At 65.4% G+C, this 24,756-nt stretch carries 24 protein-coding genes and 1 tRNA gene; 11 read left to right on the top strand and 14 right to left on the bottom strand.

The window, feature by feature from the left end; all coding sequences use genetic code 11:
- Positions 1–169 precede the first annotated feature (169 nt).
- The 3 genes from mhpA to ACWEH3_RS18065 are packed head-to-tail and all read right to left on the bottom strand — an operon-like array spanning position 170 to position 3,776.
- Entirely contained in the window at positions 170–1,888 is a 1,719-nt protein-coding gene (gene mhpA / locus ACWEH3_RS18075; protein WP_450017313.1) for a bifunctional 3-(3-hydroxy-phenyl)propionate/3-hydroxycinnamic acid hydroxylase MhpA, read from the bottom strand.
- Positions 1,885–2,913 carry a VOC family protein gene (locus ACWEH3_RS18070; RefSeq protein ID WP_450017311.1) on the bottom strand — a complete coding sequence of 343 codons (1,029 nt, stop codon included), beginning with the start codon at positions 2,911–2,913 and terminating at the stop codon, positions 1,885–1,887. Before ACWEH3_RS18070 ends, mhpA begins: the two co-directional genes overlap by 4 nt.
- Positions 2,913–3,776 (bottom strand): alpha/beta hydrolase, encoded by an 864-nt coding sequence (locus tag ACWEH3_RS18065; protein WP_450017309.1) that lies wholly within the window; start codon positions 3,774–3,776, stop codon positions 2,913–2,915. The genes ACWEH3_RS18070 and ACWEH3_RS18065 overlap by 1 nt, the downstream gene beginning before the upstream one ends.
- A 174-nt stretch (positions 3,777–3,950) precedes the next feature.
- Here ACWEH3_RS18065 and ACWEH3_RS18060 point away from each other — a divergent pair, with 174 nt between their 5' ends.
- Positions 3,951–4,982, top strand: coding sequence for an amidohydrolase family protein (locus ACWEH3_RS18060; protein WP_450017307.1), 1,032 nt, complete (start codon positions 3,951–3,953; stop codon positions 4,980–4,982).
- A gap of 81 nt (positions 4,983–5,063) precedes the next feature.
- Here the strand turns inward: ACWEH3_RS18060 and ACWEH3_RS18055 are convergent, their stop codons facing one another.
- From ACWEH3_RS18055 to ACWEH3_RS18045, 3 genes are all read right to left on the bottom strand, one after another.
- Entirely contained in the window at positions 5,064–5,888 is an 825-nt protein-coding gene (locus ACWEH3_RS18055; RefSeq protein WP_450017305.1) for an MBL fold metallo-hydrolase, read from the bottom strand.
- Positions 5,889–6,046: 158 nt separating this feature from the next.
- The gene (locus tag ACWEH3_RS18050) at positions 6,047–6,835 is read right to left on the bottom strand and encodes an oxidoreductase (protein WP_450017303.1); all 789 of its coding nucleotides are present in this window, start codon (positions 6,833–6,835) and stop codon (positions 6,047–6,049) included.
- A 73-nt stretch (positions 6,836–6,908) separates the two neighbouring features.
- The gene (locus ACWEH3_RS18045) at positions 6,909–7,484 is read right to left on the bottom strand and encodes a TetR/AcrR family transcriptional regulator (RefSeq protein WP_450017301.1); all 576 of its coding nucleotides are present in this window, start codon (positions 7,482–7,484) and stop codon (positions 6,909–6,911) included.
- 231 nt (positions 7,485–7,715) lie between these two features.
- Here ACWEH3_RS18045 and ACWEH3_RS18040 point away from each other — a divergent pair, with 231 nt between their 5' ends.
- The 6 genes from ACWEH3_RS18040 to ACWEH3_RS18015 all read left to right on the top strand — a co-directional run bounded on the left by ACWEH3_RS18040 (position 7,716) and on the right by ACWEH3_RS18015 (position 13,446).
- A complete protein-coding gene (locus ACWEH3_RS18040; RefSeq protein WP_450017299.1) occupies positions 7,716–9,149 on the top strand; it encodes an MFS transporter in 1,434 nt (477 codons plus the stop codon).
- Between the two features lie 118 nt (positions 9,150–9,267).
- A complete protein-coding gene (locus tag ACWEH3_RS18035; protein WP_450017297.1) occupies positions 9,268–10,005 on the top strand; it encodes a GNAT family N-acetyltransferase in 738 nt (245 codons plus the stop codon).
- 533 nt (positions 10,006–10,538) lie between these two features.
- Complete coding sequence (locus ACWEH3_RS18030) at positions 10,539–11,723, top strand: cytochrome P450 (protein WP_450017295.1); 1,185 nt, start codon at positions 10,539–10,541, stop codon at positions 11,721–11,723.
- 102 nt (positions 11,724–11,825) lie between these two features.
- Entirely contained in the window at positions 11,826–12,446 is a 621-nt protein-coding gene (locus ACWEH3_RS18025; protein ID WP_450017293.1) for a TetR/AcrR family transcriptional regulator, read from the top strand.
- Positions 12,443–13,246 carry an SDR family oxidoreductase gene (locus ACWEH3_RS18020; RefSeq protein ID WP_450017291.1) on the top strand — a complete coding sequence of 268 codons (804 nt, stop codon included), beginning with the start codon at positions 12,443–12,445 and terminating at the stop codon, positions 13,244–13,246. The genes ACWEH3_RS18025 and ACWEH3_RS18020 overlap by 4 nt, the downstream gene beginning before the upstream one ends.
- Before the next feature lie 126 nt (positions 13,247–13,372).
- Positions 13,373–13,446: transfer RNA gene (locus ACWEH3_RS18015), tRNA-Pro, on the top strand.
- Positions 13,447–14,024: 578 nt separating this feature from the next.
- On the opposite strand, the gene ACWEH3_RS18010 is transcribed toward ACWEH3_RS18015, so the two are convergent.
- On the bottom strand, positions 14,025–14,459 hold the full coding sequence (locus ACWEH3_RS18010) for an NUDIX hydrolase (RefSeq protein WP_449939281.1): 435 nt from the start codon (positions 14,457–14,459) through the stop codon (positions 14,025–14,027).
- A gap of 397 nt (positions 14,460–14,856) precedes the next feature.
- Between ACWEH3_RS18010 and ACWEH3_RS18005 the strand changes: the two genes are divergently transcribed.
- The 4 genes from ACWEH3_RS18005 to ACWEH3_RS17990 all read left to right on the top strand — a co-directional run bounded on the left by ACWEH3_RS18005 (position 14,857) and on the right by ACWEH3_RS17990 (position 17,961).
- Positions 14,857–15,486, top strand: a complete 630-nt coding sequence (locus tag ACWEH3_RS18005; protein WP_450017289.1) for a glyoxalase — start codon at positions 14,857–14,859, stop codon at positions 15,484–15,486.
- A gap of 41 nt (positions 15,487–15,527) precedes the next feature.
- Entirely contained in the window at positions 15,528–15,962 is a 435-nt protein-coding gene (locus tag ACWEH3_RS18000) for a YdeI/OmpD-associated family protein (RefSeq protein ID WP_397278104.1), read from the top strand.
- Positions 15,963–16,514: 552 nt separating this feature from the next.
- On the top strand, positions 16,515–17,306 hold the full coding sequence (locus ACWEH3_RS17995; RefSeq protein WP_450017286.1) for an alpha/beta hydrolase: 792 nt from the start codon (positions 16,515–16,517) through the stop codon (positions 17,304–17,306).
- Positions 17,307–17,418: 112 nt separating this feature from the next.
- Positions 17,419–17,961, top strand: a complete 543-nt coding sequence (locus ACWEH3_RS17990; protein ID WP_450017284.1) for a GNAT family N-acetyltransferase — start codon at positions 17,419–17,421, stop codon at positions 17,959–17,961.
- Positions 17,962–17,979: 18 nt separating this feature from the next.
- Here the strand turns inward: ACWEH3_RS17990 and ACWEH3_RS17985 are convergent, their stop codons facing one another.
- The 7 genes from ACWEH3_RS17985 to ACWEH3_RS17955 all read right to left on the bottom strand — a co-directional run bounded on the left by ACWEH3_RS17985 (position 17,980) and on the right by ACWEH3_RS17955 (position 24,433).
- Positions 17,980–18,459, bottom strand: coding sequence for a GNAT family N-acetyltransferase (locus ACWEH3_RS17985; protein ID WP_450017282.1), 480 nt, complete (start codon positions 18,457–18,459; stop codon positions 17,980–17,982).
- 967 nt (positions 18,460–19,426) lie between these two features.
- A complete protein-coding gene (locus ACWEH3_RS17980; protein ID WP_450017280.1) occupies positions 19,427–19,888 on the bottom strand; it encodes a hypothetical protein in 462 nt (153 codons plus the stop codon).
- Between the two features lie 1,554 nt (positions 19,889–21,442).
- Positions 21,443–21,814, bottom strand: coding sequence for a hypothetical protein (locus ACWEH3_RS17975; RefSeq protein ID WP_450017278.1), 372 nt, complete (start codon positions 21,812–21,814; stop codon positions 21,443–21,445).
- A gap of 12 nt (positions 21,815–21,826) precedes the next feature.
- Positions 21,827–23,254, bottom strand: coding sequence for an EndoU domain-containing protein (locus ACWEH3_RS17970; RefSeq protein ID WP_450017276.1), 1,428 nt, complete (start codon positions 23,252–23,254; stop codon positions 21,827–21,829).
- A gap of 5 nt (positions 23,255–23,259) precedes the next feature.
- The gene (locus ACWEH3_RS17965; protein ID WP_450017274.1) at positions 23,260–23,556 is read right to left on the bottom strand and encodes a WXG100 family type VII secretion target; all 297 of its coding nucleotides are present in this window, start codon (positions 23,554–23,556) and stop codon (positions 23,260–23,262) included.
- Positions 23,553–23,897 (bottom strand): WXG100 family type VII secretion target, encoded by a 345-nt coding sequence (locus ACWEH3_RS17960; RefSeq protein WP_450017272.1) that lies wholly within the window; start codon positions 23,895–23,897, stop codon positions 23,553–23,555. Before ACWEH3_RS17960 ends, ACWEH3_RS17965 begins: the two co-directional genes overlap by 4 nt.
- 350 nt (positions 23,898–24,247) lie before the next feature.
- Positions 24,248–24,433, bottom strand: a complete 186-nt coding sequence (locus ACWEH3_RS17955) for a type I restriction enzyme endonuclease domain-containing protein (protein ID WP_450017360.1) — start codon at positions 24,431–24,433, stop codon at positions 24,248–24,250.
- Positions 24,434–24,756 lie beyond the last annotated feature (323 nt).

The following is a 24,756-nucleotide window of genomic DNA, read 5'->3' as shown; positions in this document are numbered from 1 at the left end:
CGCCCGACTCCCTGGGCCGGATCGGGCGGCAAGGCAGCGCGCGGGCCTCGACCGGCAGCCAGATGCGGATGCCGGTGCGCTGTCGGACAAGGTGACCTTCACGTGCTGCAAGCTGGTATCCGGGCCGCTGCCACCGCAGCCGCGGCTGTGCACATGCCGCGCGAGGTTGTCAGGCCTGCTCGTACTGCGCGCGGGTGTCGGGCTGTTCCACTCGCGACATCGGAAAGATGCCCAGTTGCCGTGCGAGTTCGGTGACCAATGACGCGCCGTGCCCGGCCGCGGCGGTGCCGAAGACGAATCGGTCGGGGCGCAGCACGAGGACACCGCCGGGACGCAGTCCGGCCTTGCCGAACCAGCGGGTCAGAGTGCCGGTGTGGTCTTCGATGTCGGTCACGTCGTCGCGGCCGTCGCCCGGTTTGCCCTGCGGGCGTCCACCGAGCGGATACACGGTGACGAAGGCGGCGTCGAGACCACGCAGGAATGCCAATTCCTCCGGCCCGAAGGCCCGGCGCGGATCGGTGCCGTAGCCCAAGACCGCGAATCCGATGCCCAAAGCCTCGTCCAAGCGCCGGTGACGTCCGTTGTAGTCGCGGATGTCCGGTTGTGGGGCAAGGGTTCCCTCGATACCACGCAGCACGCGCCGGGGCAGACCGAGATAGGCGCCGCGACGGAAGCGCGGCCGCGGTTTCATTTTCGCGCCGCGGATCCAGCCGCCGAGCCCCGGCACCCGCAGCGCGGTGGTGAGCCCGATGTCCCTGGCCGCCGCGAGCAGCCTGTTGTCGAGCGAGACGATCTGCTTGTTCAACACCGACAGATCGATCATCGCCTTCGCGTGCGGCCTCCGCTCGGACTCGTAGCTGTCCAGGATGTCCAGCGCCGCACCGTGTTCGATGATCGCGGTCAGCTTCCAGGACAGGTTGTCCGCATCGCGCACTCCGGAATTCATGCCTTGACCGATGAACTGCGGGGTCATGTGCGCGGCGTCCCCCGCGACGAGGATCCGCCCGTCGCGCCAGCGATCGGCGACAACCGCGTTGAAGGTGTAGACGAGTTTGCGCAGCACCTCCACTTCGTCCGGGTCGACGAAGCGTGCGATGTAGCGGCGTACGGTCTGCGGGTCCTCCATCTCCTCTTTGGTCTGGGATTCCGACAGCATGAACTCGAACCGGTGATGCCGGTCCGGCTGCGGGCAGGACACGATCGGCAGTTCCGGGTCGCACACGAAGTTGAAATACGGCAGATGCCGGAACGCATCGACACCGGCACGGGCTCTCAGATCGACGACCAGCCACCGTTCCGGAAAACTGGTGCCGGACATCTCGATACCGAGCTTGGTGCGCACCACGCTCCGCCCGCCGTCGCAGCCGACCAGGAACTTCGCCCGCACCCGTTCGGCCGTGCGCGGATCGGTGTCCGCCGGGTGCTTGCCGTAGCCCGTGCCCCGGCATTCGGCGTGCTCGACGTGCACGCCGTCGGCATCCTGGTCGAAGTCGACCACCTCGCGACCGCGCCGCACGGTGACGTGCGGATAGCGGTCGAGTGTCCGTTCGAGCGTGTTCTCCAGATACGGCTGGTACAGGAAGTTGACCACGGGCCAGCCCAGCGGCCGGTCGGTCTGATGGAACTGCGCCAGCACCGAGCCGTCCCCGCGCACCCACTGCACGGTCGAATCGACGTTCATGTCCGCCGCCAATTCCTCTGCGGCACCGGCTGTCTGGAAGACCCGCATGCCTTCGTCATCGGTGTAGACCGCGCGGGCCAACCCGTAGTACTCCGGCTCCCGTTCCAGCACCAGCACTCGCACCCCTCGCCGTCCCAGCAGGTTGGCCAGGGTCAAACCGGTCGGGCCGAGGCCGACCACCACCACATCGACATCGAGGGCGCTCATCGCGACAGTCCTCCCGTCAGTTCGGCGACAGTGGGTTCCGGAGTCCTGATGGTCCGCAGGGCTTGCCGGAACTGGGCGAACTTGTCCAGCACCGTCTCCCCCACCGCGGTGTGGCCCCAGATGCTGATGCCCCGATAGGTGCTCGGTTCCCAGGTCGATTCCAGTTCCGGGCCGATCACCACCGGATTCCAGCCGACCTCCAGCTCGAAACCGGACGGCGTCACGCAATAGAACGACAATTCGCGATCGTTGGTGTGCTGGCCGACCGACCACGCCATCCGGAAACCCAGATCGGTGACCCTGCCGAATGCTGCCAGCATGTCCTCCAGGCTCGCGGACTGGATATTGATGTGCTGCACCCGGGTCCGCAGCGGATCGATCTTCATCCCGCGCATGTTCGCGATCGCGATCGAATGGTGACGCTCGTTCACTCGCAAGAACCGGATCTTCATCGTCAAGCCGGAGATGTTCTCGTCGATATAGTCCGTCAACCGCGCGTCGAACACCGTGTCGTAGTAGCAGCGCATCGACTCCGGTTCACGGGAGACGATCGCCACGTGGCCCATCCCCGCCTCCCCGGTGACCCAGCCGGAACTGAGCATCCGCAAGGGTTCCGGACCGGTCACCGGCGTTGTGAAGATTTCGGTGGCGATGCCCTTGGGGCCGGGGAAGCGCCACAGGCGCTGTACACCGCGAGCGGCCGCCTGCTCGGCGGTGCCTTCCTCGATCGGCACGCCGCGGTCGCCGACCCGGGCAAGGATGCGGTCGAAGGTCTCGTGGTCGTCCACCTGCCAGCCCAGCGCGGTGACGTCCTCTGCCGTGCCGTGCCGGACGAGGAAGCGGCAGGCGTGGTCGTCCAGACGGAAGCGCAACACATCGGTGTCCAGTTCATCGACGTGCATCCCGATGGCCAACCCGCCGAACCGGCGCCAGTCGGCCAGTCGCCGCGAATGCACGACGACATAGCCCAGATGCACCGCGCCGAACACCGACCCATCGGTTGCAAGGCCCGTGCGCTCGCTCATCACGCCGCTCCCAGGAACGCGACGGCCAGCTCGTTGAACAGCTCCGCACGCTCCCACTGCACCCAGTGGCCGGTCTTCGCCGCCAGGTACAGATCGCAGTTCGGCATCCGCTCGGCGAGCATGCGCCCACCGTCGGGCCGGTTCACCTTGTCCTCGGCGCCCCAGATCACCAGCGTCGGATTGCGCACGTCCGACAACCGGGCGTCGCGGGTGAAGTCCATCCGCCACAGCGTTCGCAATGCCGACGGTCCCGAGGGACGCCGCAAGGGTGGATCGGCGAGCACGTCGGGATCGAGACTGGCCCGATAACGGTCGTCGATGATCTCCTCGGTGACACCGCTGGCATCGTGAACCAGATACTCGCGGATGAACTCGGCCAGCTTGGCCCGGCTCGGGCCGTCACCGCCGTAATAGGACAGCAGCGACTGCAAGCCTTTGGTCGGCAACGCGCGCGTGGTGCCCACCCCACCGGGGCCCATGAGGATCAGCTTCCGCACCTTCTCGGGTCGGTCCATGGCCAACCGCAACGCCGCCGCTCCCCCATAGGAGTTGCCGATCAGGTGCGCCGAGTCGATATCGAGAGCGTCGAGCAACCCACCGACCGCCGCGGCCAAGTCGCCGAACGGATCGGACTGGTCGATGCGCTTGGTCGAGCGCCCGTAGCCGGGCATGTCCGGAACGATCACCCGGAAACGCCGGGCCAGCGCCTCGATGTTGCGGGAGTAGTTCGACCTGCCGCCGGCTCCAGGTCCGCCCCCGTGCAAGAGCACCACGGCGGCGCCCGCGCCGGCTTCGCTGTAGAAGATGTCTCGATTGCCGACCCGGATCATCCGCCCGGTCTCGGCGGCACTGCCGGTTGTCATCACTACCTCCCAGATCGTGGATCTGATGTAATCATCAGTTATGTAGAAATAGTCTGTCAAGCAAAGATGATGAAATCATCAGAATTGCTTGCACAACGCCCCGGGAGTGCGCCAGAGTGAGGGTCCGGACCTCTTCGAGCCCGGTGCGCCCGGAGAAAGGACTGGTAGAACCCCATGAATCGCATCGACGTGCATCAGCACCTGATCCCGCCGGACTATGCCGAAGCGCTGCGGGCGCACGGCGTGACCGCCCCGGGCGGGCGTGCACTGCCCGAGTGGAGTCCCGGGGCGGCGCGTGCATCGATGACGCGGGCCGGGATCGCTTCGGCGGTGCTGTCGGTGTCGACGCCCGGCACCACCTTCCTGGCCGACCCGGCACAGGCGGCCGCACTCGCCCGCTCGGTCAACGACTACACCGCCGCGCTGGCACAGGCCGAACCCGGCCGGTTCGGGTTCTTCGCCACCCTCGCCATGCCCGACGTCACCGCGGCCGCCGACGAGGCTCGACGCGCCCTCGACGACCTGCACGCCGACGGCGTCGTGCTGCTCGGCAACGCGGCGGGGACCTATCTGGGCGAGGACGGGCAGGACGACCTCTTCCGGGTGCTGGACCGGCGATCGGCCGTCGCGTTCGTCCACCCCGCGGACCTGCCCGCGCCCGCCGTGCCGGGCGTCGCGCCATTCGCGGCGGATTTCCTACTGGACACCACCCGCGCGGCGTACCTGCTCGTGCGCAATGGCATTCGGCGGCGGTATCCCAACATCCGCTTCGTCCTCGCCCACGCCGGCGGGTTCGTCCCCTACGCCGCACACCGCATGGCACTGGCCATCTTCAACGACACCGGGCGCAGCCCGCTGGACATCCTGGACGACTTCGCCGGGTTCTATTTCGATACCGCGTTGTCAGCGAGCGCAGCGGCACTGCCGTCCCTGCTCGCGTTCGCCGAACCCGGGCACGTGCTCTACGGCAGCGACTGGCCCTTCGCACCCGAACCCGCCGTGCACTATTTCAACGCCGGGCTCGCCACCTTTCCCGGATGTGACGACAGCACGCGGCGAAACATTCAGCGCGACAATGCCATCGCGCTCTTCCCGCGCTTCGGCGCGACCGCACCGGCGCCGGTGCCACCGCTGCTGGCCAGGGCACGGGCGAACCTTCGGCGCAAGCTCTTCCGCAGCGTGGCGCGGGCGATCGCCCGGCGCTGAACCCGGCCTTCGGGGTCGGCCGTCGCACCGATCCCTCGGCGGCGGATCACGGAAGGCGCGTGCCGCTCCGGGCGTCGGGTGTCAACCGCGAAGTCGTTCGAATTCCGTCGCACAGTGGGCGGAGAAAACCGTCACCGCGTCGCCGTTGTCGCGGACGAGTTCCCGTAGCCGCTGCTGATTCTCGATGCGGGACTGTCGCCGAGTGTCCACATACCACTGGAAGATTCGCGCGCCCAACGGCATCGACGGCTTCGCACGCATCTGCCCGTGATAGGTGTACGCGTCACCGGCGTGCAACAGCCAGCCGTTTCCGGTGTCGACGGCGACGCCGACATGACCGTGCGTGTGTCCGGCCAGCGGAACCATCAGAATTTCCGGCGACAGCCCCCGCAGTTCACGCACCGCCTGGAACCCGAACCAGCGCTCCGCGTCGCTGTCGGTTTCGTCGTACACCGACCACTCGGGTCCGTGCTCGAATTGCACCGGCCGATATCGCAACTTCTCGCGCCTGCCGAAGGGGCCCGCGACGGCATCGAGTTCCGCTCGGTGCACATGCACGGTGGCCTGCGGGAAATCGGCGAGGCCACCGGCGTGATCGAGATCGAGGTGCGTGACGATGACGTCGCGGACGTCGTCGCGGGAAAAGCCCAGCGCCTCGACCTGCCGTGCGATCGGCTGGTCGAGAACCGGATTCGATTGCCGTATGAGTTGACGCCCCACCCAGGCATCCGGCCGGGACAGCGCCTGCTCGCCGTAACCCGTGTCGACCAGGACCAATCCAGCGGAGTGCTCGATCAGCAAACAGTGGCAAGCTCCGGCGGCCGTCCGCCGAAACCCCGGCCGGCCGTCGAACAAACGGCCTCCGAAGGGACGAGTTCCCCCTGCATCCAGATGATGGACACGCACCAGTCCGCTCCTATCCGCGCCGTCCGGCCAGCCACGCTACACGCTGACGCTTCCGGACGCGAAAGATACTGGCGGAGCTCGTAATATCAAGTGCGCGAACGGATTCGACCGGGAGCCCATGCGGCGGGAGCACGAGAGCACTCCCGCCGCGGACTTCGTCAGGCGATCTTCAAGGTGCCTCCGTCGATGACGTAGTCCGCACCGACGATATTGGCGGCTTTCGGTGACGCGAGGAAGGCGACGAGAGCGGCGACCTCCTCCGGCTCGCTGATCCGGCCGGAGGCGATGCCGAACTGCTCGGGCACGGCCGCGAGCAGTTCTTCCTGCGAAACCCCCTGCGCGGCAGCAAACTTGGCGCCGACGCCATCGGGTCCACGCCACAGCGGCGTGCCGACCACACCGGGAGAGACGGTGTTGACCCGCACTCCGCGCGGCCCGAACTCCTCGCTGAGCCGCTTGGTGAGCGCGGTCAACGCGGCCTTGGCCTCGCTGTAACCGACCGGGCCCGCGGCAGGCAGATGCTTGTTGATCGATGAGATGGTGACGATCGAGCCGCGCCGTTCCAGCAGGCTGGGCAGGGCCGCACGGGTGACCCAGATCGCGCTGAACAGATTCAGGTCGAACAACTCGCGCCACTGCGCGTCCTCGACCTCGAGGAATCCGCCCAACTCCAGGCGCGCGGCGTTCACCGCGCCGACGTTGTTGATCACGATATCGACGCCGCCCAGTTCTTCGAGGGCGGCATCGATCAACCGAGTCGCCCCCTCGGAAGTGGAGAGGTCGACGGGAACGGCCGCGACACTGGCCTTTTCGAGCTCGGGGGTGATGGTGCGCGCGGCGCCGACCACCCGGACACCTTCGGCGGTCAACGCCTCCGCCACCGCGAGGCCGATGCCGCGACCGGCGCCGGTGACGACGGCGGTCTTGCCGGACAGTTCGAGATCCATGAGGGAACCTTTCTTTCTTGAACTACAGGTCAATAATGTGGGCAGCAAGCGGGCCGACGGCGGGCGTCGGAATTCAGAGGCTGGTCAAAGCGGTATCGATGACACGATGCAACGTGGGCGCATCGTAGGTCTTGGCCATCACTCGCAGGCCGACGATGGTGTTCATCAAGAATTCGGCCGCCGCCCGGGGGTCGGCCTCGGCGCGTACGTCACCGTCGCGCCGTCCCCGATCGATGCGAGCCTCCAACGCTCCGATCACACGGTCCTGCATGGCGCGGACCGCGCGGGTGATCTCCGGGTCGTGTCCGCCCAGTTCCATGGCGGTGTTCACCGCCAAGCACCCGCGCCGAACCGGCTGGGCCAGGTCGGCATCCACCAGACCGCACAGGAACGTGGCCAGACAGTCGCGAGTGGAACCCGGGCGGGACAGGATCTCGGCGGCCAGCTCGGCACCGAGCCGGTCGTAGCGATCCAAAGCCTGGTCGAACAACGCGCGTTTGCTACCGAAAGCGTGGTAGAGACTCCCCTTGCCGACCCCGGTGGCCTCGGCCAGCTGAGCGGGCGAGGTGTTGGCGTACCCATGGGTCCAGAACGCCTCCATGGCCCGCTCCACCACTGTGTCGGGGTCGAAGTTGCGCGGCCTGCCCATGATCCGAACCGTAATAGTTTTCGACCGGCAGGTCAAGAAAGTGTGTGATTCGGCGCCTCTCCGGCGCGCATGCCGGGCAATCGGCCATGAGATCGGGGCGATCCTAAAGCTTCCGATCGGTTCGTCGCGGCTCGATACTTCCGGCATGCATGCGACGACCACCGGCGGCCGGATCAGGCCGCACGGCGGTGCTGGACAGGTGCCGAGTTGAGGCACTCACCGCAATCCCCGGTGACCCACCCACCGGTCATCCGTGATCGGGCTGCCGCTCTCTGGTGTTGTCTGGGGGCGGGCTTCGCGACGCTGCTCGACTCCGCGGCGGTCGCTTTCACGGCGCCGGACGTGCGGTCGACGCTCGATCTGGCGAACTCGGACGTGCAGTGGTACCTGGCGTCGTACTCGCTGACCTTCGGCCTCGGGCTCGCCCCCGCCGGGCGGCTCGGCGACGCGTACGGCCGCCGCAACCTGTTCGTCGCCGGACTCGGGCTGTTCCTCGTGGGCGCCGTCGGCTCCGCGTTCGCCCCGGGCGCGTGGCCGCTGATCGCGGGCCGGTTGGTGCAGGGCTTCGGCGCGGGGGTGATCAGCGCGCAGGTGCTCGGCGTCATCCAGGACGTCTTCACCGGAGCCGCCCGCCTGCGCGCTCTCGCGGCGTACACCACCGCGGGCGCGCTGGCCGCGATCGCCGGGCCGGTCCTCGCCGGGACGGCACTCTGGGTGCTGCCGCCGGATCTGGGCTGGCGCGCCGTGCTGGTGCTGCCCGTGCCGTTCACACTCGCGACGGTCGCGCTCGGCCTCCGCGGGCTCCCTCGCGACGTCCGTGCGCGCCGCTCGACCGATCTGGACCTCCCTGGGATCGCGGCGCTCGGGCTGCTCGTCGTCATCGTGACGATCCCCGTCATCGATCCAGGTCTCCCCGCCCCAGCGGTCGCCGCCATCGTCGTCGCGAGCGGACTTCTCGTCACCGGACTGGCCATCTGGGAGCGCGCATACGCCCGCCGCGGCCGTCTGCCGCTGTTCGCGCCGCCCTTGATGCGTTCCCGGGGCTACGTCACGGGAAATGTGGTGGCGCTGCTGTGGTTCGGATCGATGCTCGCGTTCACCACGGTGAAGACGGTGTACTTCCTCCAGGTCCACAAGATCCCCGCGCTGGTGGTCGCGCTGGCACTGATTCCCTCCGCGCTGGCCCGGATCTTCGCGGCGCGTTGGGGGCAACGGCTTTTCGCGGTGCACGGGTCCGTGGTCGTCGCCTACGGCCTCGTCGCCCAAACCGCCTGCATGGCGGCGACCGCCGCCACGACACTGTTCCTGGACGGGTGGATTCTGTTCCTCGTGCTGGCCGCGATCCAAGTCGCCTGCGGTCTCACCAGCGGTGTGGTGGAGCCGCCGCTGCGGGCGGTGACGCTTGCGTTCTCGCCCTCGTCGTTGCACGGGGTGGCCGCATCCTTCCTGCAGTTGACGCAGCGGCTTTCGGCCACGTTCTGCATCGCGCTCACGACCGGCGTACTACTGGCGTTCGGTGGAACCGCGTCGTCGGCGTCACTCGGCTGGGCGGTGCTGCTGTGCTTCGCGGCCTCGGCCCTGGCGACGGTGGCGGCGTTCGCGCCCGACTTCCGCACCGGTGCGAATACGCCGCAGACACTGCAGGTTTCGACACACGCGCGATGACCCGCCCAGTCTTCCCCGCGGGTGGATGAATCGGAATCGCGGTGAGCGCAACCCGTGTCGGGTGATCGTGCGCCTCGCTAACGTTCTCTCGTCGGACGCTGTTGTGGAGGAGTGCGCGGTGACCACTGATTCGATTGTCGACGTCGATACCTCGCTACACCCGCTCGACGACCCGGTGCGGGCGTCGCTGCGTCGCGAACACCGCCGGTTCGCCGGCTGGGTGGGCCGGATCGGCCGCTACGACCCTGAGGTCGCCAGGTTCGTCGGCCACCCGCCGGTGCTGGACGAACGAGACTGGGCCGACCTGGCGACACTTCTCGGGCCGGGCGGCAGCACCGCGTTGCGCGGCTACGGCCACGTTCCGCCCGACGGCTGGACGGTCCTGAACCGAATGGACTCGGTACAGATGGACGGCACCGCCCTGCGCGTCGCCCACGACCCGGAACTGGAACGGCTCACCGCGGCGGACGTGCCCGAGATCCTCGAGCTGATCGCTCGCACCCAACCCGGCCCATTCGCGCCGCGCACCATCGAGATGGGCACCTATCTGGGCCTGCGGGTCGACGGCAGACTGGTGGCGATGGCCGGAGAGCGCATGCACCCGCCGGGCTGGACCGAGATCAGCGCCGTGTGCACCGACGGCGGCTTCCGTGGCCGGGGATTCGCCACGCGCCTGGTCCGCGCGGTCGGCGCGGGCATCCGCGCGCGGGGTGAAACACCGTTTCTGCACGCTTCCGCCGGCAATACGTCGGCGATCCATTTGTACGAGACGCTGGGATTCACGCTGCGCAAACGTTCGAAATTGACTGTTGTGCAGGCCCCTGCGCAGTCGTCGCCCACGAGTGTCATGGTTTGACCCACCACGTCGGGGGCGATCAGTTCACGCGTTTGTCAGAGATGCTCGACAAATATTCATGCCCGGGCAGAACGTCGCGGATGCGAATGGCTCGCGGCGCATGGCTGTCTCGAATTGCTCGCGCTGCGAAGGACGACAGACCTGGGTATGCTCCCCTCGTTAGTCGAATTACGCTGCGGTCGAACACTTTTGGCAGACCGGTCGGTATGACGGCCGGGTTGGGCCGTGGCGCCGAATACCGGCGGCGTAAGCAGGGGAGTTCAGAAATGCCGAGGTGGCATCGGGTACACGGATCGTCAGGATGCACGATCCGATCGGCAGGCCTGCGACTATTTTCACCCGCTGCGTGTCGTCGGTCTCTCGCACACGCTTTCCTTCGGTAGCCGACCCGGCTATTCCGCGCAGGGCCGGATTCGCGTACGCCAGAGAAGTCGTGCGGATTCCGCTCTCGATCGTGCATTTCCTTTCCAGGAGCCTGTCTTGACTGATCCCTCGTCTCTTGCGCTGTCCTTCGATCGCCACGGTGCGCGCGGGTGAAGCTGTATTCGAACGAGTTCGCGGCCGACCCGCACACCGCATACCGGCGGATGCGCAGCGATCACGGTCCGCTCGTCCCGGTCGAAGTAGCGCCGGAGGTGCCCGCGACATTGATCATCGATTACCGCACGGCATTGGACGTGCTCACCGATGCCGTGCATTTCTCGGCCGATCCCAGCGAATGGGAACAGAACGTGCCGGAAGGATGTCCGGTGCCGTGGGCGATGCGCTGGCGGCCGGACGCGTCGCGGACGGCGGGAGAGGAGCATGCTCGCTACCGGAACGCCGTCACCGGCAGCCTCGATCGCATCGACCTGCACGCGCTGCGCGACATCGTGGAACACACCGCGCTGTCGCTGATCAACGGTTTCTGCGCTGCCGGTTCGGCGGATCTGCTCAGCCAGTATGCGATCCCGCTCACCGTCAGGGTGCTGGAAGAGGTATTGGGATTCCCGCCGGAGGTCCGGCAGAACGCCTACACGGCGATGATGAGCCTGCGCGACGCCGCCGACGCGGCCTCGGCGGAGGCGAGCCACCGAACGCTCGCCGCGGCGATGCTCGAGGTGATCTCGGCCAAACGCGCGGCGCCCGCGGCGGATGTGGCGTCCTGGCTGGTACAACATCCGGCTCGGTTGAGCGAAACCGAACTCGTGCAGCAGATGGCATCGTTGTACATCACGGGCGCCGAACCGACGTGGAACCTCATCGCGGTCACCGTGCTGTTGCTGGTGACCGATGAACGATTCGGCGGCGAACTGCTCGGCGGAGCGCTGTCCACCAGGGACGCCATCGACGAGGTGCTGTTCACCGATCCTCCCACGGCGAATTCCTGCGTGCGATACCCGAACCAGCCGCAGATCGTCGGGAATGTGTGGCTGCCCCAGCACCAACCGGTGTTGATCGGTTTGGCGGCGTGCAACAACGATCCCGCGGCGGTGGCAGGCGAACGCCAGGGCAACCGTTCGCACCTGGCCTGGGGCGCCGGGCCGCACACCTGTCCGGCCCAGTCGGTCGCCATGGTCATCGTCCAGGAAGCGCTCGACCAACTGCTGGACGCCCTTCCGGAGATCCGGCTGTCGGTGCCCGCCGACGAACTGGAGTGGCTGCCGAGCTCTTTCCACCGCGCACCGGCGGCCGTTCCGGTGACCTTTCCGGCATCTCCGCCCCTGGCGTTCGTTTGACAGCGATGGAGCGGCTTGCGTTGCGAGGCAACACACCTCGGACTGTCCACCGAGCGTCTAAAACAATTAGCCATTTGTAAAATAGTGACCTAATCTGGGTATGTGGCGACACACCGCACACCTGATCCCGCTCACCGCGTCCGCGACGCCGAACGCACCAAACGCTGCCTGCTCGAGGCCGCCTTGGAGGAGTTCGCCGCCAAGGGCTATGCCGGTGCCCGGGTAGGTGACATCGCTCAGCGGGCCGGTGTCAACAAGCAGTTGATCACCTACTACTTCGGCGGCAAGGAAGGTCTCTACCGGGCGCTCCAGCAGAACTGGCTGGAGCGTGAGGCCGCCTTCAGCGATCCGGCGCTGCCGTTGGCGGAGGCGGTCACGAACTATCTCCGCCACGGTCTGCGCGACCCCCGCGGCATCCGCTTGCTCATGTGGCGGGGATTGTCCGATGCCGCGCCGACCGGTACGCACCCGATCTCCGAGACCGACATCGCCGAGACCAGGCGCAGGCAAGAGCGCGGCGAGGTCGCCGCCGACATCGACCCGGCCGCGTTCCAGCTCGCGGTGATGGGGATGGTCATCGCCCCGCTGCTGCTGCCGGCCCAGGTTCGCGAACTGTTCGGCGTGGAGGCCCAGACCGCCGAATTCGAGCAGCGCTACGGCGAACAGTTGCGCCGCATTCTCGCCCATCTCACCGATTCCCGTTCCGAAGGAGATATTTCATGACCTACCTCGTCACCGGCGTTCGCGGCATCGTCGGCCGGACCGTCGTCGACCAGCTGCGCGCGGCCGGAAAACCGGTGCGCGCGGCCAGCTCTCGCCCCGCCGAGACCACCGTGCCGGACGATGTCGAACTCGTCGGACTCGACCTGACCGATCCGGAATCGGTCACCGCCGCGCTCGCGGGTGTGGACAAGGTCTTCTGCTACGCCGCCGAGGAAGGCATCGGCAACTTCATCGACGCCGCCGAGGCCGCCGGCGTCGCCCACGTCGTGCTGCTGTCGTCCATCGCGGCGGAGAGCGACCAGAACCCCATCGGCGCAAGGCATCTCGCGGTCGAGAACCCGCTGCGCGCATCCGGCCTGCCGCTGACCGTCCTGCGGCCGGGAGCCTTCGCCGCCAACGCCCGCACCTGGTTTCCCACCATCAAAGCCGAGCGCGTCGTCCGCGTCCCCTTCCCCGACCTGCACCTGACCCCCATCCACGAGGCCGATATCGCCGACGCGGCCATCGCGGCGCTCGACGACTCCTCCCACGCGGGCAAGACCTACCCGCTCACCGGCCCGGAATCCCTGTCGCACCACCAGCAGGTCGCCGCCATCGCCGCCGCCCTGGGCGAGCCGGTCCAACTGATCGAACTGACCTATGAGGAAGCAGCCGACGTCTACTACCGCCCCGTCCTCGACATGTGGGCGAAGGCCGGCTCGGAACCGAGCCCGGTCGGCCCCACTTCCGAGTCGGTCACCGGCACACCCGCCCGCACCTTCGCCCAATGGGCCGTAGACCACGTGGACGACTACCGCTGACCACCCCCATCCCCGACCGGCGATCCACCCCGGCCAGCCCAACACTTCACCCCCCTCTGACCAGCCGATTAGCACCCCTCCAGCCTCGTGCGGTAATCTCTTCGAGCGCCCGCACAGCGGACGCAACGGGCTGTGGCGCAGTTTGGTAGCGCACTTGACTGGGGGTCAAGTGGTCGCAGGTTCAAATCCTGTCAGCCCGACAACGAAAACCCCTTCCGACCAGCGTCGGAAGGGGCTTTCTCGTTCAGTGGAGAGGCGCCGGGATTCGACCCATCTCACAGAAATCTCACGTTTTCGGGCTCTCCCCGCGCGCCCAGGCCTCCAGAACGGCACGGTTGTCGGGCACGGTCTCGGGCACGTCGATGTAGTGCGTCTTGGCGACCTCGCGGGTGTTGCCGAGCTGGCGGGCCGCGCGTTTGGGGTCGTCGAAGGCATGATCGACGGACCCGGCCGACGGTGTCGAGCACGGCGGCGGTGTGAGTGTCCTGATGGGTATCGACTCCGCCGGCGACCTCGCCCGACGCGGTGTGTTGGTGTGTAATGGAGCGCATCGTCGTCCTGTTACTCGTCAACTGGGCAGGGCGGCACGCACCAGCCGGGCACGCGGACAAGACAGAGATGGGGCCTCTGGCCAGGCTCCTATGAAGTGACAACGCCACACCCAGTGAGTGCACACGAGCACCTCCCGCCCAGGCGCCGACAAATCCCGTTGAAGACCCCAAGTCAGTCAGTCGATGGGTCAGACCCCGGCGGGAGGTACCCACCCACATCCTCTCTGTCAGTCGAACAGTCGCCCCAGCAGTGCGCCCTGACCAGATTGCAAGATGTGCGCAGCCTCCAGCGGTATCCAGAAGCATTCGAAGTGGGTAGGCTCGCCTTGACCGTCATGGTCTTCCTGACTGCTCCAGCGTTCGGGCGCGGCCTCGCACAACTCCAGCTGGAATACGTGCCTCTGCTGCAACTCCCACCGATACGGCGAGATGTCGTAAGAGTATTCGCCCAGCTTGCGGACAACTCTGAACTCGGTCAGTCCTGTCTCCTCGCGGGCCTCGCGCAGCGCGGCGTCCTCCGGCGATTCACCGCGACGGATACTGCCCGCGGGGACCTGGATACCGACCTCCTCGTAGGAGAACTCAGTGTGACGGAAAACCAGCAGCTTGCCGTCGCGCACGATGTAGACCAGCACTTTATCCTTGCTGACCTTTTCGGGCATCGGAGTAGTCCTCTCTGAAGAGTAGGTGGGATGAAACAGGTGACATGCACAGGCGATGAAGCCGACCAGCCCAGTGAGGGTCGGCTTGCAAGTAAACTGGTCGAAGTCTCTCACGTCGGCTCGAGGCGACGTTACGATTCCGTGTGGTTGCTCAGTACCAATCAGGTTGCACTCCACTGTATTCCAAATTCGGCGCAGCGCGACTCATCACGCGCCGGAGCCGGGATGGTTGTCAGCGGCCAGTTGGAACTCCATACGCACACCCCGAAGGTCTTCTGCTCGGTCATGGGGACAGGGCCGCCGCGGTCCACCAACGAACCACCTACTGGATTCTCCGTGGTGGGTTCCGTGGTCGGCACGGATGGCATCGGGGTGGCCCGTTCCTATCGTTATGGACATGGAAATCACCACGAAGACCAGCACCGACATCACCATCGAACTCGAAGTGGCCGACCCCCGAGCAGCCGCCGCGATCTACGAGTCCGCCTTCGGGCTCGGTGACCGGATCGGGTTCCGCGCCTCGCAGACACCCAGCACCGGATTCCGCGGATTCCTGCTGTCGCTGGTCGTCTCCCAGCCCTCCGCGGTCGACAGCCTCGTCATCACCGCCCTCACAGCCGGGTTCACCATCGTCAAACCAGCCAAGAAGAGCCTGTGGGGATACGGCGCGGTCCTGCAAGCACCCGAAGGCACGATCTGGAAGGTTGACACCTCCCACAAGAAGGACGTCGGACCGTTCACTCGCGAGATCGACAACCTGGTATTGCTGCTCGGCGTGGCAGATGTCAAGGCCAGCAAGCAGTTCTACGTCGATCGCGGGTTCACGGTCGCGAAGAGCTTCGGCGGCAAGTACGCCGAGTTCGCCAACCCGGGTTCGCCGGTGACCCTGGCGATGTATCCGCGCAAGGCCGCCGCCAAGGACGCCGGGATGTCGCCGGAAGGCAGCGGATCGCACCGCATCGTGATGGACAGCGGCATTGGTTCGTTCACCGACCCGGACGGGTTCATGTGGGAAGCCACGGCCTGAGCCCACAAGTTGACCAGCGGCAGAACAACAGGAGAAGGCTCATGAAGTTTCGGACCCACGTCGAACCGCCCGAGCCCATGCGTGGCCTGGAAGTTCCGCCCGAGGTGGTGGCCGCGCTCGGCGAGGGCGCGCGGCCACCGGTGACGATCACGATCAACGGGCATTCCTGGAAGAGCCGGGTCGCCCTCATGCGCGGCCGCTACCTGCTCGGCCTCAGCAACGCCAACCGGCAGGCCGCGGGTGTCGAGATCGGCGAGGAAATCGAGGTCGAGGTCGAACTCGACACCCAGCCTCGTGTCGTCGTCGAACCGCCGGACTTCGCCGAAGCTCTGGACGCCGACCCCGTCGCCCGCGCCGCGTACGACGACCTTGCCTACAGCCGCAAGCGCGAGCACGTGCACGCCATCGAAAGCGCGAAGAAGCCCGACACGCGTCAACGGCGCATCGAGAAGGCCATCGCCACCTTGCAGGGCTGAAATTCGGTAGCGATACTCCGCCGACTGTCTACACGGGTCATAGGAACGCCACCAGTGCCAGTAACTGAATCCGCTTCCGACCCGACGGCACCAACACCCGCGCCGATCCGAACACATTGAAATACCGCGACGCGCGCGTCTCCGCCTGCTCACGCGCCCCTCGGATGCCAGGCTCGGAACCAAGGCAGGGTCGCCGATCCACAGGCGCGCTGTCTGCTGTTCATTGCTAGCGCAGTTATCTGGCCGCGGGCCGGGAGCCGCTTGGCCGTGCTAACTGGCCGTCCTGGGGAATTCGTGCTGGCCGCTGACAGATGGTCGGTTCGCGCCCTGAGCAGGGCGGGAGCCGTAGCGCGGGCAATGAAGCGGGAGGAAGCCCGCCGCACCGACAGTCCCAGAACAAGCGAGGACCAAGCGTTCGCCGCACTGCTACAACGGCCGAGGCAGCATCTCGTCAGGGGAACCGCGGCCTTATGGCGATCGCTGGCGGGGCGGATAGATACTGCACCACATGAGCTTGTCCACCACCGGTTTGTGAGCGAAGGGAGCTGTGCTGTGGAGGACATCACGGTGCGTTCGGTCGATGGTGTTCGACTCGATACCGCCCTTCATCCGGTTTCCTCGAGTACCGGCCGCGGGGTGGTATTGCTGGTCCACGGAATCACCGTAGATATGGATGAGGGCGGCGGGATGTTCATCCGGTTGGCCGAGCAGCTCGATGCTGCGGGGTTCAACGTGGCGCGGTTCTCCTTCCGTGGTCACGGCAACAGCGGCGGGACAACTCGTGGGGTCACGGTGGCTGGGGAATGTCTCGATCTCCAGGCTGCCGTGGAGGCTGTTCGTGAACGCTTTCCGGGGCCGCTTTCAATCGTGGCGGCAAGTTTCGGCGCGGTGTCCACGACGCTGTCACTGCCGTGGCTAGAAAGCACCCTCCATCGACTGGTGCTGTGGAATCCGGTTCTAGACCTACGCCGAACGTTCCTCGAGCCAGAGTTGGCCTGGGGAAAGGAGAACTTCGGCCCACAGCAGCAGAAAGACCTCGCAGAGCACGGATGGCTTGTCGTCGACGGCCAATTCGAGCTTGGCCGAGTGCTGTTCTACGAGTTCGCGCACTATCGGCCCCTCGATCTGTTCCTCGAAAGCACAGTGCCATCCCTGATCGTGCACGGTGACCGAGACTCAGCGGTCTCCTACGACATTGCCGCCGGAGCGGCTCGATCACGACAGAACACGACGTTGCACACCGTCTTCGGTTCGGATCATGGGTTTGACTCACGCCGGCGCGAGGACGAAGCAATCACCACGACGGTTGAATGGCTTGTCGAGCAGTCCGCGTCTGAATCGTGAATACAGCTGACCTCTACGGTCCGATCCGACTCGGCGAAACCTAGTGTCGGCACCAGCGGGTCATCGCTGAAATTCCGTCGCCGACGAGCGTCTCGCTGGGCACGGTTCGGGCATGTCACCTGACTCCGAGGCCTCGATTGTTCTCGATGCAGTGCGCCTGCGGCCGTTGCGCGCATCGGACGAGCAGGTGATCCGCGCGGCGCATGAGGCCATGGCCGACAGCGACGGATTCCCCTTCGCATTGGGTCTCACACCGGCCATGCCCTGGCGGCAGTACCTATCGGCGCTGGAGGACTGCCGCCACGGGATCAACTTGCCCGACGGAATCGTGGCAGCCACCTACCTGGTCGCCACGGTCGATGACCAGGTCGTCGGCCGCACGTCCATCCGGCACACCCTCAACGACGGATTGCGTCAACGAGGCGGCCACATCGGCTACGGCGTCCTTACACCATTTCGGCACCGTGGCTACGGCACCGCCATCCTCCGCCACAGCCTCACCGTCGCCCGCGCGATCGGCCTCGACCGGATACTCATCACCTGCGACGACACCAACCTCGCCTCCCGGCGCATCATCGAATCATGCGGCGGCATTGTCGAATCGGTCGTACCATGCAGCGACGGCACCCTGAGTCGCCGGTACTGGATCGACTGAGCTGCCCATCCGACGCAATCAGGTCAGGCGCAGTTCGTACACCGCCCGGCTGCGCCCGGGTCCTTTGAAGTCGCTGATGATCGAGATGCCGTTGATCTCGTGGTCGCCTGGCACGTTGACGAATCCGAGGGCAGTCCAACTGGCGTGTGCTGCATGGTTCTCGGGGTCGGATGTCAGATACAAACGCTCGCAGCCCCACTTCTCGGCCTGCGACCGCACGCTGTGCAGAAGCGCTCGCGCGATGCCGCATTGCCGATACTGAGGATGGGTCATGACGTCCTGGACGTACACGTCTGCGGGATCGTCTTGGCTTCGGAATGCGATGACCGCTCCGGTGATGATGTTGTCCTCGCCGATCGTGATGGGGCAGGTCGAGGAGAACAGCTTGGCGTAGAGCCAGTAGTCGGACAGGGTGCGAGCACTGACAAATGGCTCCCCGAGCCCCATGAGTGCGCGGACTTCGCTGACGTGTTCTGGCTGTAGTGGCGTGACGATCACAGACACTCCTCGGTGTGAAACTTTCGGACAACGCTGGTCAACTGCTGGGCCATGTCGGCCGGCGCAACGGCGTCGGCGATGTCCCCGTCATCGCTGCTGGCGAGCCTGTCATCAGGCGCGCTAAAGCCGCCGGAGACCGTGACCGGCAATCGACTACACGTGCGGATGGTTTGCGGGTCGCGAGGAGGTGGTTGCTACCGACGCCGAGGTCGATGTTGGTCGTGGTGACGAGGCCGTTGGTTATGCCAGTGAATTCTGGCGTCGTTGATCGGTGAATCCTGGAGTCGCTGTTGGACCGAGCAGCGTCGGTGTGACGGTGAATATTGACGTCACTGACCGTGTCGCCGCCGCCAGAAGTGTGTGCGGAGGGCCCGACGTTCCTGCTGGATCCGTGGACGGTGAACGCGTAGGTGGCAGCGAATCTGGGCGGTAGTGTGGCGCGGTGGACGAGGACGCGCCGGCGTGGGCTTATGAAGCGGTGCAGGTGTGCCCGTATGAGAGGGTTGAGGCTCATCCGGGAGAAAGTCACGTTAAGCAGACAGGCTGAATCCTCCTGTTGAGCTGGTGATTTCATGTCGGCGTGATTGATACGGGTGTGCCCGGTTACGGGCGTTTCGCTGTGTTGTCCCGGTGTCTCGGCCGCGTACCGGTTCCTAGACGAACGAGGCCTGCACCCGTACGTGGATGTGTCCTGTGGTTCGCACTCGATGACCGGTTCACGGTCGTACCCCTTGCCAAGTGGTCCGAACCGGGCGACCTCGACGTGAGCCGCCGGGGCCGAGGACATCCTGGTGGGCAGCGGGCGACGGCTCGACGCACTCTGGCACGAAGAAGCACCCTCCTTCTGGTAGCTCAACGCCTGAAGCTACCGAACACAACGAGAACCGGCCAGAGTATCTGGCCGGTTCTCACGTTCCAGGCTCCCACGCTGCGCAGCGGTCCGGCGCGGAGCAGGGCGGGCCGAGGGCTATTCCTGAGTCAGAGTCAGGGTCCGGTTCTCGGTGGTGTCCTTCTGGATCTCGACCTGGCTCATGTCCTCGGCGTCAGGCGGCAGGTAGGCGAACGCGGCGGTGATCTCGACCGCACGGCCATCGTAGTAATACGTCATGAGTTCAATGCTGTCGCCGTCGTGAGCATCTGCGCGATTCGGGCCCTCGCCGTAGTCGTAGCCCAATGGCACCCTGACCTTCGTCTGCCGAGATTCGCCGTCACAGGTCACCCGATCCAGGGCCTCGTCTTTCATACGGACGGGTTGGCCTTCCGGGCTTTTGAACCGTTCGGACTCGACCTTGACCCACAGGGCGTTGGCCTGGCCGGGTTCGCAGACGTAGGCGATCTCGGCGACGACCCACCAGCTGTAGTCGCCGTGTGCGTCTGGGAACGCTCTCCCGATCCATATGCTGGTCGTTGCGCTGGCCGGTCCAGCCACATTGACCAGTACAGCGGCGGTCAGCGCGAGTATCGAAGCGAAAAGTCTTCCACGATGTGTGCCTTTCGGTGTCGGCAGGTGGTGGGACAGATCCGTCGAGCAGACCGCAGCCTAGACCACGCCACACAGCAGTTATGCGCAAGCCCTATGAATAGTCCTGTAGGGATGCTGGACACCTGAAACCCAGGCAGAACGAGAAACCGGTTGTCTACGGCTAACAACGCCGTCGCGTGCGTCGCCATGATCGTTCAGTTGATCGACCAGTTCGAACCACGACTCCAACGCGGCAGCGACGAGTTGGCCGCGTTCCGGTCGAAGGTGCGGCCCGAGATGGACCGGGTCCTCGATCAGTACGAGGCCGTGGACGGCCTCCCTGCGATCGGGCGCACGGTATACCCCCGACGGCGGAACCGGCCCCCTGCTGACACCTGAACCACGAAAAGACGAGCGCCGCCCCACGAAATCCGACGCGAAAAGAACTCAGCGGCTGGGCTGCCCGCCTCGTCGACCTCGACCTCTTCACAGCCCAAAGGCCGAGCACACGAGGTCGGCCTCGGGCATCCGTCGAGGACAGCCTCGCCGCAGTGACGGGCGAAAGACCACCTGCCCCTTGTATCGGCTGTGAGGTGCTCCCCCGGACAGTGCCCTCGGTGCCCGCCTCGCGAAATGCCGAACCGTCTGCCCCGAGATCGGGGTCAACCGACCGAGCTGGTCTTGGCGCGCCACCGACTGCGACGTCGACTTTGAGGCCGTCCACCACTTCCTGTCGGAGGTGTCTGGCAAGCTCTGCGATCTCAGGTATCACCGTCCCGAAGTTCGGGACACCCAACACCAGGGCTGTCCGACTTTTCGCATCGGATACCTCAACACACGCGCTACCCCCCGTTGCCCGCCTACAACTGGTAACCGGCTTCGACAACCAGACGCCCACACGAATACCGCAGGTCATCCCGGTTCCCATGTTCGATGTGCCCTGCCGAAGACATGTCGAACATGGGAACCGCGAAAGATCAACGCGACGGCGGCGCGATGCTTAAATTCGGTAAACACCCGCGATGACCAGGCGTTTTCCAGTTGCCCATGTTTTGCGTGTCCTGCCGAGTACCGGTACCTGCGACTTCCGCTGGACCTGACACCGCGACGATCGGATTCATCGACGAGACCACTACACTGTGACCCGTCTCGACTTCCGAACGGACAAGCCATTCATTGGCGTGGCCGACGGCGGGCACCCCTGCCGAGCGCCCCTGGCGGGACCCATTGATTGGCTCGGGGACCGAACTACAAGGGGCAGACCAGTCTTCCTGTCCGCGTCGCTGACCGCGGCACCCGATCGGTAAGCGGCAGCGAAATCCATAGGCACATGACAAGCAGCATCCAGCCGGGCTGATGTACTATCCCACCCACCATTGACCCGGGAGCCTCTTAGGAGTCGAACTCCCGGCTTGCTGCGGCGCGGTACCGGCAGCTACCCCGACCAACAAACCGCTACCGGAGGTGGAAGTCGGAACCGCACCGCCGCCGCGCATGACTCCGCCGTCCGTCCCCGATCGATCACGAGGACCTACGGGTGACCACGTTGAGCTCAGACAGCACACCTTGAGGGTCGCTGAGGTAGCTATATCCCTCCACTGGGGGATTGAACTGGCCGAGCACGTTCGCCACGGCATCGCGTTCCGCTTCAGTGACCGGGATCCGGCGCTTGACGAGAGTGGCGCACAGCACGTCGACGAGCATCGCCCACTCACCAACGTCGCTATAGGTCCGGTAGCTGTCGACCAGGTCAGAAGGCAGACGGTCGGCGACGCTTTCGAGAAGGTCTCGCGAGTCCTTGCTCATCTTGTTGAGCCGACGGTTACGGGCTTCGATGGCTTGCGGGTCTCGCTGACGCTTTCGTGCTTCTCGTGCCGCCCTGTCCGGATTCATCGCTCTCCTAGCCTATTTGATCGGGTCGCCATTCGCGTCGTTCCTGACTACACCCTCGCCGCCGATGGGGTAGCCGGTCACGACTGAGCCGTCGGGAGCGACGATGACTTCGATTTGGACGCCGTTGCGGGTGCCGTTGACTTTCCAGTTGCCGTTGTCCTGGAGGACTGGCGGCTGGTCCGGGTTCTTCGCGACGTCGACTATTCGGTCGATGATTTTGTCGTCTTCCCAGTCATCGGTGTCGGGGAACTCGGTCTTGTTGGGCATTCCAGTCCCGGGCGCGTGCCCACCACCGTTGATGTCGTCACTCCCGTCGCCGTCGAGGATATGGATCCGTCGTTTCTGAGAAATAGTAATGTTCGCCGGGTTGGGCTTCGCCCCCTCCACCTTGTCCCACTGGTTCCCGCTACTGCCGCCGTCGGTCAGCTTGACGGTCATTGCCGCGATACCGTCGAGAGCGGCTTTGGTGCCGCCCTGAGAGAGGTCGGGGATGGCCGAGAACACACCCGAGCCGGCAGAACCAACGGAGGTGACCGCCTCGTAGATGTGGATGAGGTCACTGGCATGAACAGCAGTGCGGATAACCGCTGCCGTCGCCGTGACGACTTCTGTGGTCACCGCAGCGCCACCCGCGGCGGCAGGCCCAGCGGCCACACCGCCTGTTACGAGGGCTAGGACTCCGACGACCGCGATCGTGACAGCTATCGATGCGGCGAGCTCCTTGTTGGCGTCGGAGACGGCTTTCTGGATGTCGGAGCGCATTTTGTCGAGAGCGTCGTAGTGTCCCTGGACCGGTCCGTATAACGCTTTCGCGGCCTGAGCCAACAGTTCCGCGGCTTTCTGCAGCGTGGACAGTTTCTCTTCAATCGCAATGATGTTCGGGTCGGTGCTGTCTGCGAACTTGGCATTGATGCCCTTGATCCGCTCTGCGGCCCCGGTGATGTTCGTGTGCTCGGAGAACGCTCTCCACGCCTCTGCGGCAGTGTGCAACTTGGCGACATCCCCGTTGGGGATCTTGCCGACCTTCTCCAGTAGGCCCGTAATCGGACTATCGATTCCGGATCCGTTGTCCCCCTTCGCGGTAGCGGGGAGGTCCATCCCGGTGTCGTACAGCAGTTGGGACTCTGTTGGACGGGTCGGTTCGGCGCCGCTGGCGGTGGAGCGGTTAGCCTGCCACCAGTTGTAGCCGGTGGCCGCAAGCACATCGCCGTATCGCTGCAGTGCGTTCGCCAGGGCCGCTGTCAGCTCGACTATATCGCCGGCGTACTGGTCGTAGGCGGTGATCCATGCCTGGCACTTCTCGTGGTTGCCTGCCATTCCGCCGCACTCGTGGACCAACGTGGACAGCAACGGACCCAACGCGAGAGAGATGTCACTGGCGAGAAGCTGGCATTTCTTGGCCGCATCGAAGTAGATGCCGGAATCAATGGCCCATCCCATGGGCGCTATCCGCCGTTGAGCATCTGCTTGTTGACCTCGGCAGCGTTGATGTACTTCGAGTGTGCCTTGCGGGCGGCGTCGCTCATGTCGCGTACGCCCTCCGCGAACTCCCGCGCGGCTGTGACCCATTTCGTATGCGCTTCGAAATAGGCCTGCCCTGCGACACTTTCCCAACCGGTACCGGTGAGTCCTGCTACCTTGTCGTCGAGGTCGTCGAGGTGATCACTGATGAATCCGGCCAGGCCGGACAACCTGGCGACGATCTGGTCCAGTTGGTCGACATCGACGGTGAACTCGCTCACGGAAGCTCCAGGCTGGATGCGGAGGTGTTCAACGCTGATGCGTTGGTGCAGTCGCGCCTTTCGTAGGTTTGGGCGGAAACACCAAGCTTTTCAGCCATCTCCCTCAACGCCGCAATGATCTGACTTCCCCCATCGCGGACCTCGGACCACCCTGCGGAGAAGTCGGTCGCTGCGCCGCCAGACCAGCCCCCGTCGAGCAAAGCCGCGATGTCCTGAGCTACGGACCGCAGGGCGGACTGCAAGGATTCCGCTAGCTCGTAGGTGTATTGCCCAACCTCTCTAACCTCCTCTGGCACAACCGAAATGCTTGCGCCGGAGGCTGAAGCTCCCCCATCAGTCATGGCTGGACCGTAGCGATCACCTCCAGGGGTGTCAATCCCACTGCGTCGTGCAACGCAACGCCACGTCCGACACCGCTCGCTAAACCACACGGTGTCGTACTGATCAGTCCCTCAGATGGGATACGTACCCACGATGACCAAGCGTTTCCCAGTTGCCCATGTTTCTCGTGTCCTGCCGAGTACCGGTACCTGCGACTCTAGCTGCAACCGTCACCACGACAACCGAATTCATCGGCAGGACCATTACAACGTCGCTCGTCTCGGCTCCTGCCTGCCGACGGACTACTACTTGAACTCATCACCTGCAATCTGCTCCGCTTGCTGAAGAACAGGTCAGTTGCCGACGACTCCTAGTCAGACGGGTAGCCATGCTTGAGCAACAGGCGCTTGATCCGGGTTCGAAGCTTCGCGCCCACCGTCTCCTTCACGTTCCAGTCTGTCTTCGCATCCTCGCGAACGATGGCGGTCAGCTCGTGTGCGATAGCCCGCATCGTCTCATCCTGCATTGCTAGGCGCGCCGACTCATTGGAGCCCAGGGCGTCTTAAGGCCAGTTCGCTGTCGGTGAGCCCAGTCTTTCTCCACAGGTGCTACCTACTCGCGGAACTATCTGTGGTGGTGTCTTATCGCCGGGTCTGGCGGGACTTGGACCCTTAATTGAGCCGGAACCTCGCGACGCGGCCGACGCCGCTGTCGGGGTTGGGCGGTTGGGATGCGGAGCCTCCCCGTCTCTTCGAAGGGGCCTGACTGCGGCCTGGCCATTGATGAGGCGTCCGGTCTTCAGGGAAGTATCCATCGGTCGCGGCATAGACGCGACCGCTTTCGATGTCGTACCAGCCTGAACCCGGATTGTTCGTCGTG

The sequence above is a fragment of the Nocardia sp. NPDC004718 genome (genome assembly GCF_053601535.1).
This window is presented reverse-complemented; position numbering and strand designations above follow the sequence as displayed.

What these genes read in the sequence shown, in the direction of transcription:
- ACWEH3_RS18010 (WP_449939281.1), bottom strand. Translation starts at nt 14,459, where the DNA reads ATGCCCGAAAAGGTCAGCAAGGATAAAGTGCTGGTCTACATCGTGCGC.
- ACWEH3_RS18065 (WP_450017309.1), bottom strand. Translation starts at nt 3,776, where the DNA reads ATGACAACCGGCAGTGCCGCCGAGACCGGGCGGATGATCCGGGTCGGC.
- ACWEH3_RS17990 (WP_450017284.1), top strand. Translation starts at nt 17,419, where the DNA reads ATGTCACCTGACTCCGAGGCCTCGATTGTTCTCGATGCAGTGCGCCTG.
- ACWEH3_RS17960 (WP_450017272.1), bottom strand. Translation starts at nt 23,897, where the DNA reads ATGACTGATGGGGGAGCTTCAGCCTCCGGCGCAAGCATTTCGGTTGTG.
- ACWEH3_RS18050 (WP_450017303.1), bottom strand. Translation starts at nt 6,835, where the DNA reads ATGGATCTCGAACTGTCCGGCAAGACCGCCGTCGTCACCGGCGCCGGT.
- ACWEH3_RS17975 (WP_450017278.1), bottom strand. Translation starts at nt 21,814, where the DNA reads ATGAATCCGGACAGGGCGGCACGAGAAGCACGAAAGCGTCAGCGAGAC.
- ACWEH3_RS18070 (WP_450017311.1), bottom strand. Translation starts at nt 2,913, where the DNA reads ATGAGCGAGCGCACGGGCCTTGCAACCGATGGGTCGGTGTTCGGCGCG.
- ACWEH3_RS18000 (WP_397278104.1), top strand. Translation starts at nt 15,528, where the DNA reads ATGAAGTTTCGGACCCACGTCGAACCGCCCGAGCCCATGCGTGGCCTG.
- ACWEH3_RS17970 (WP_450017276.1), bottom strand. Translation starts at nt 23,254, where the DNA reads ATGGGATGGGCCATTGATTCCGGCATCTACTTCGATGCGGCCAAGAAA.
- ACWEH3_RS18045 (WP_450017301.1), bottom strand. Translation starts at nt 7,484, where the DNA reads ATGGGCAGGCCGCGCAACTTCGACCCCGACACAGTGGTGGAGCGGGCC.
- ACWEH3_RS18020 (WP_450017291.1), top strand. Translation starts at nt 12,443, where the DNA reads ATGACCTACCTCGTCACCGGCGTTCGCGGCATCGTCGGCCGGACCGTC.
- mhpA (WP_450017313.1), bottom strand. Translation starts at nt 1,888, where the DNA reads ATGAGCGCCCTCGATGTCGATGTGGTGGTGGTCGGCCTCGGCCCGACC.
- ACWEH3_RS18060 (WP_450017307.1), top strand. Translation starts at nt 3,951, where the DNA reads ATGAATCGCATCGACGTGCATCAGCACCTGATCCCGCCGGACTATGCC.
- ACWEH3_RS18005 (WP_450017289.1), top strand. Translation starts at nt 14,857, where the DNA reads ATGGAAATCACCACGAAGACCAGCACCGACATCACCATCGAACTCGAA.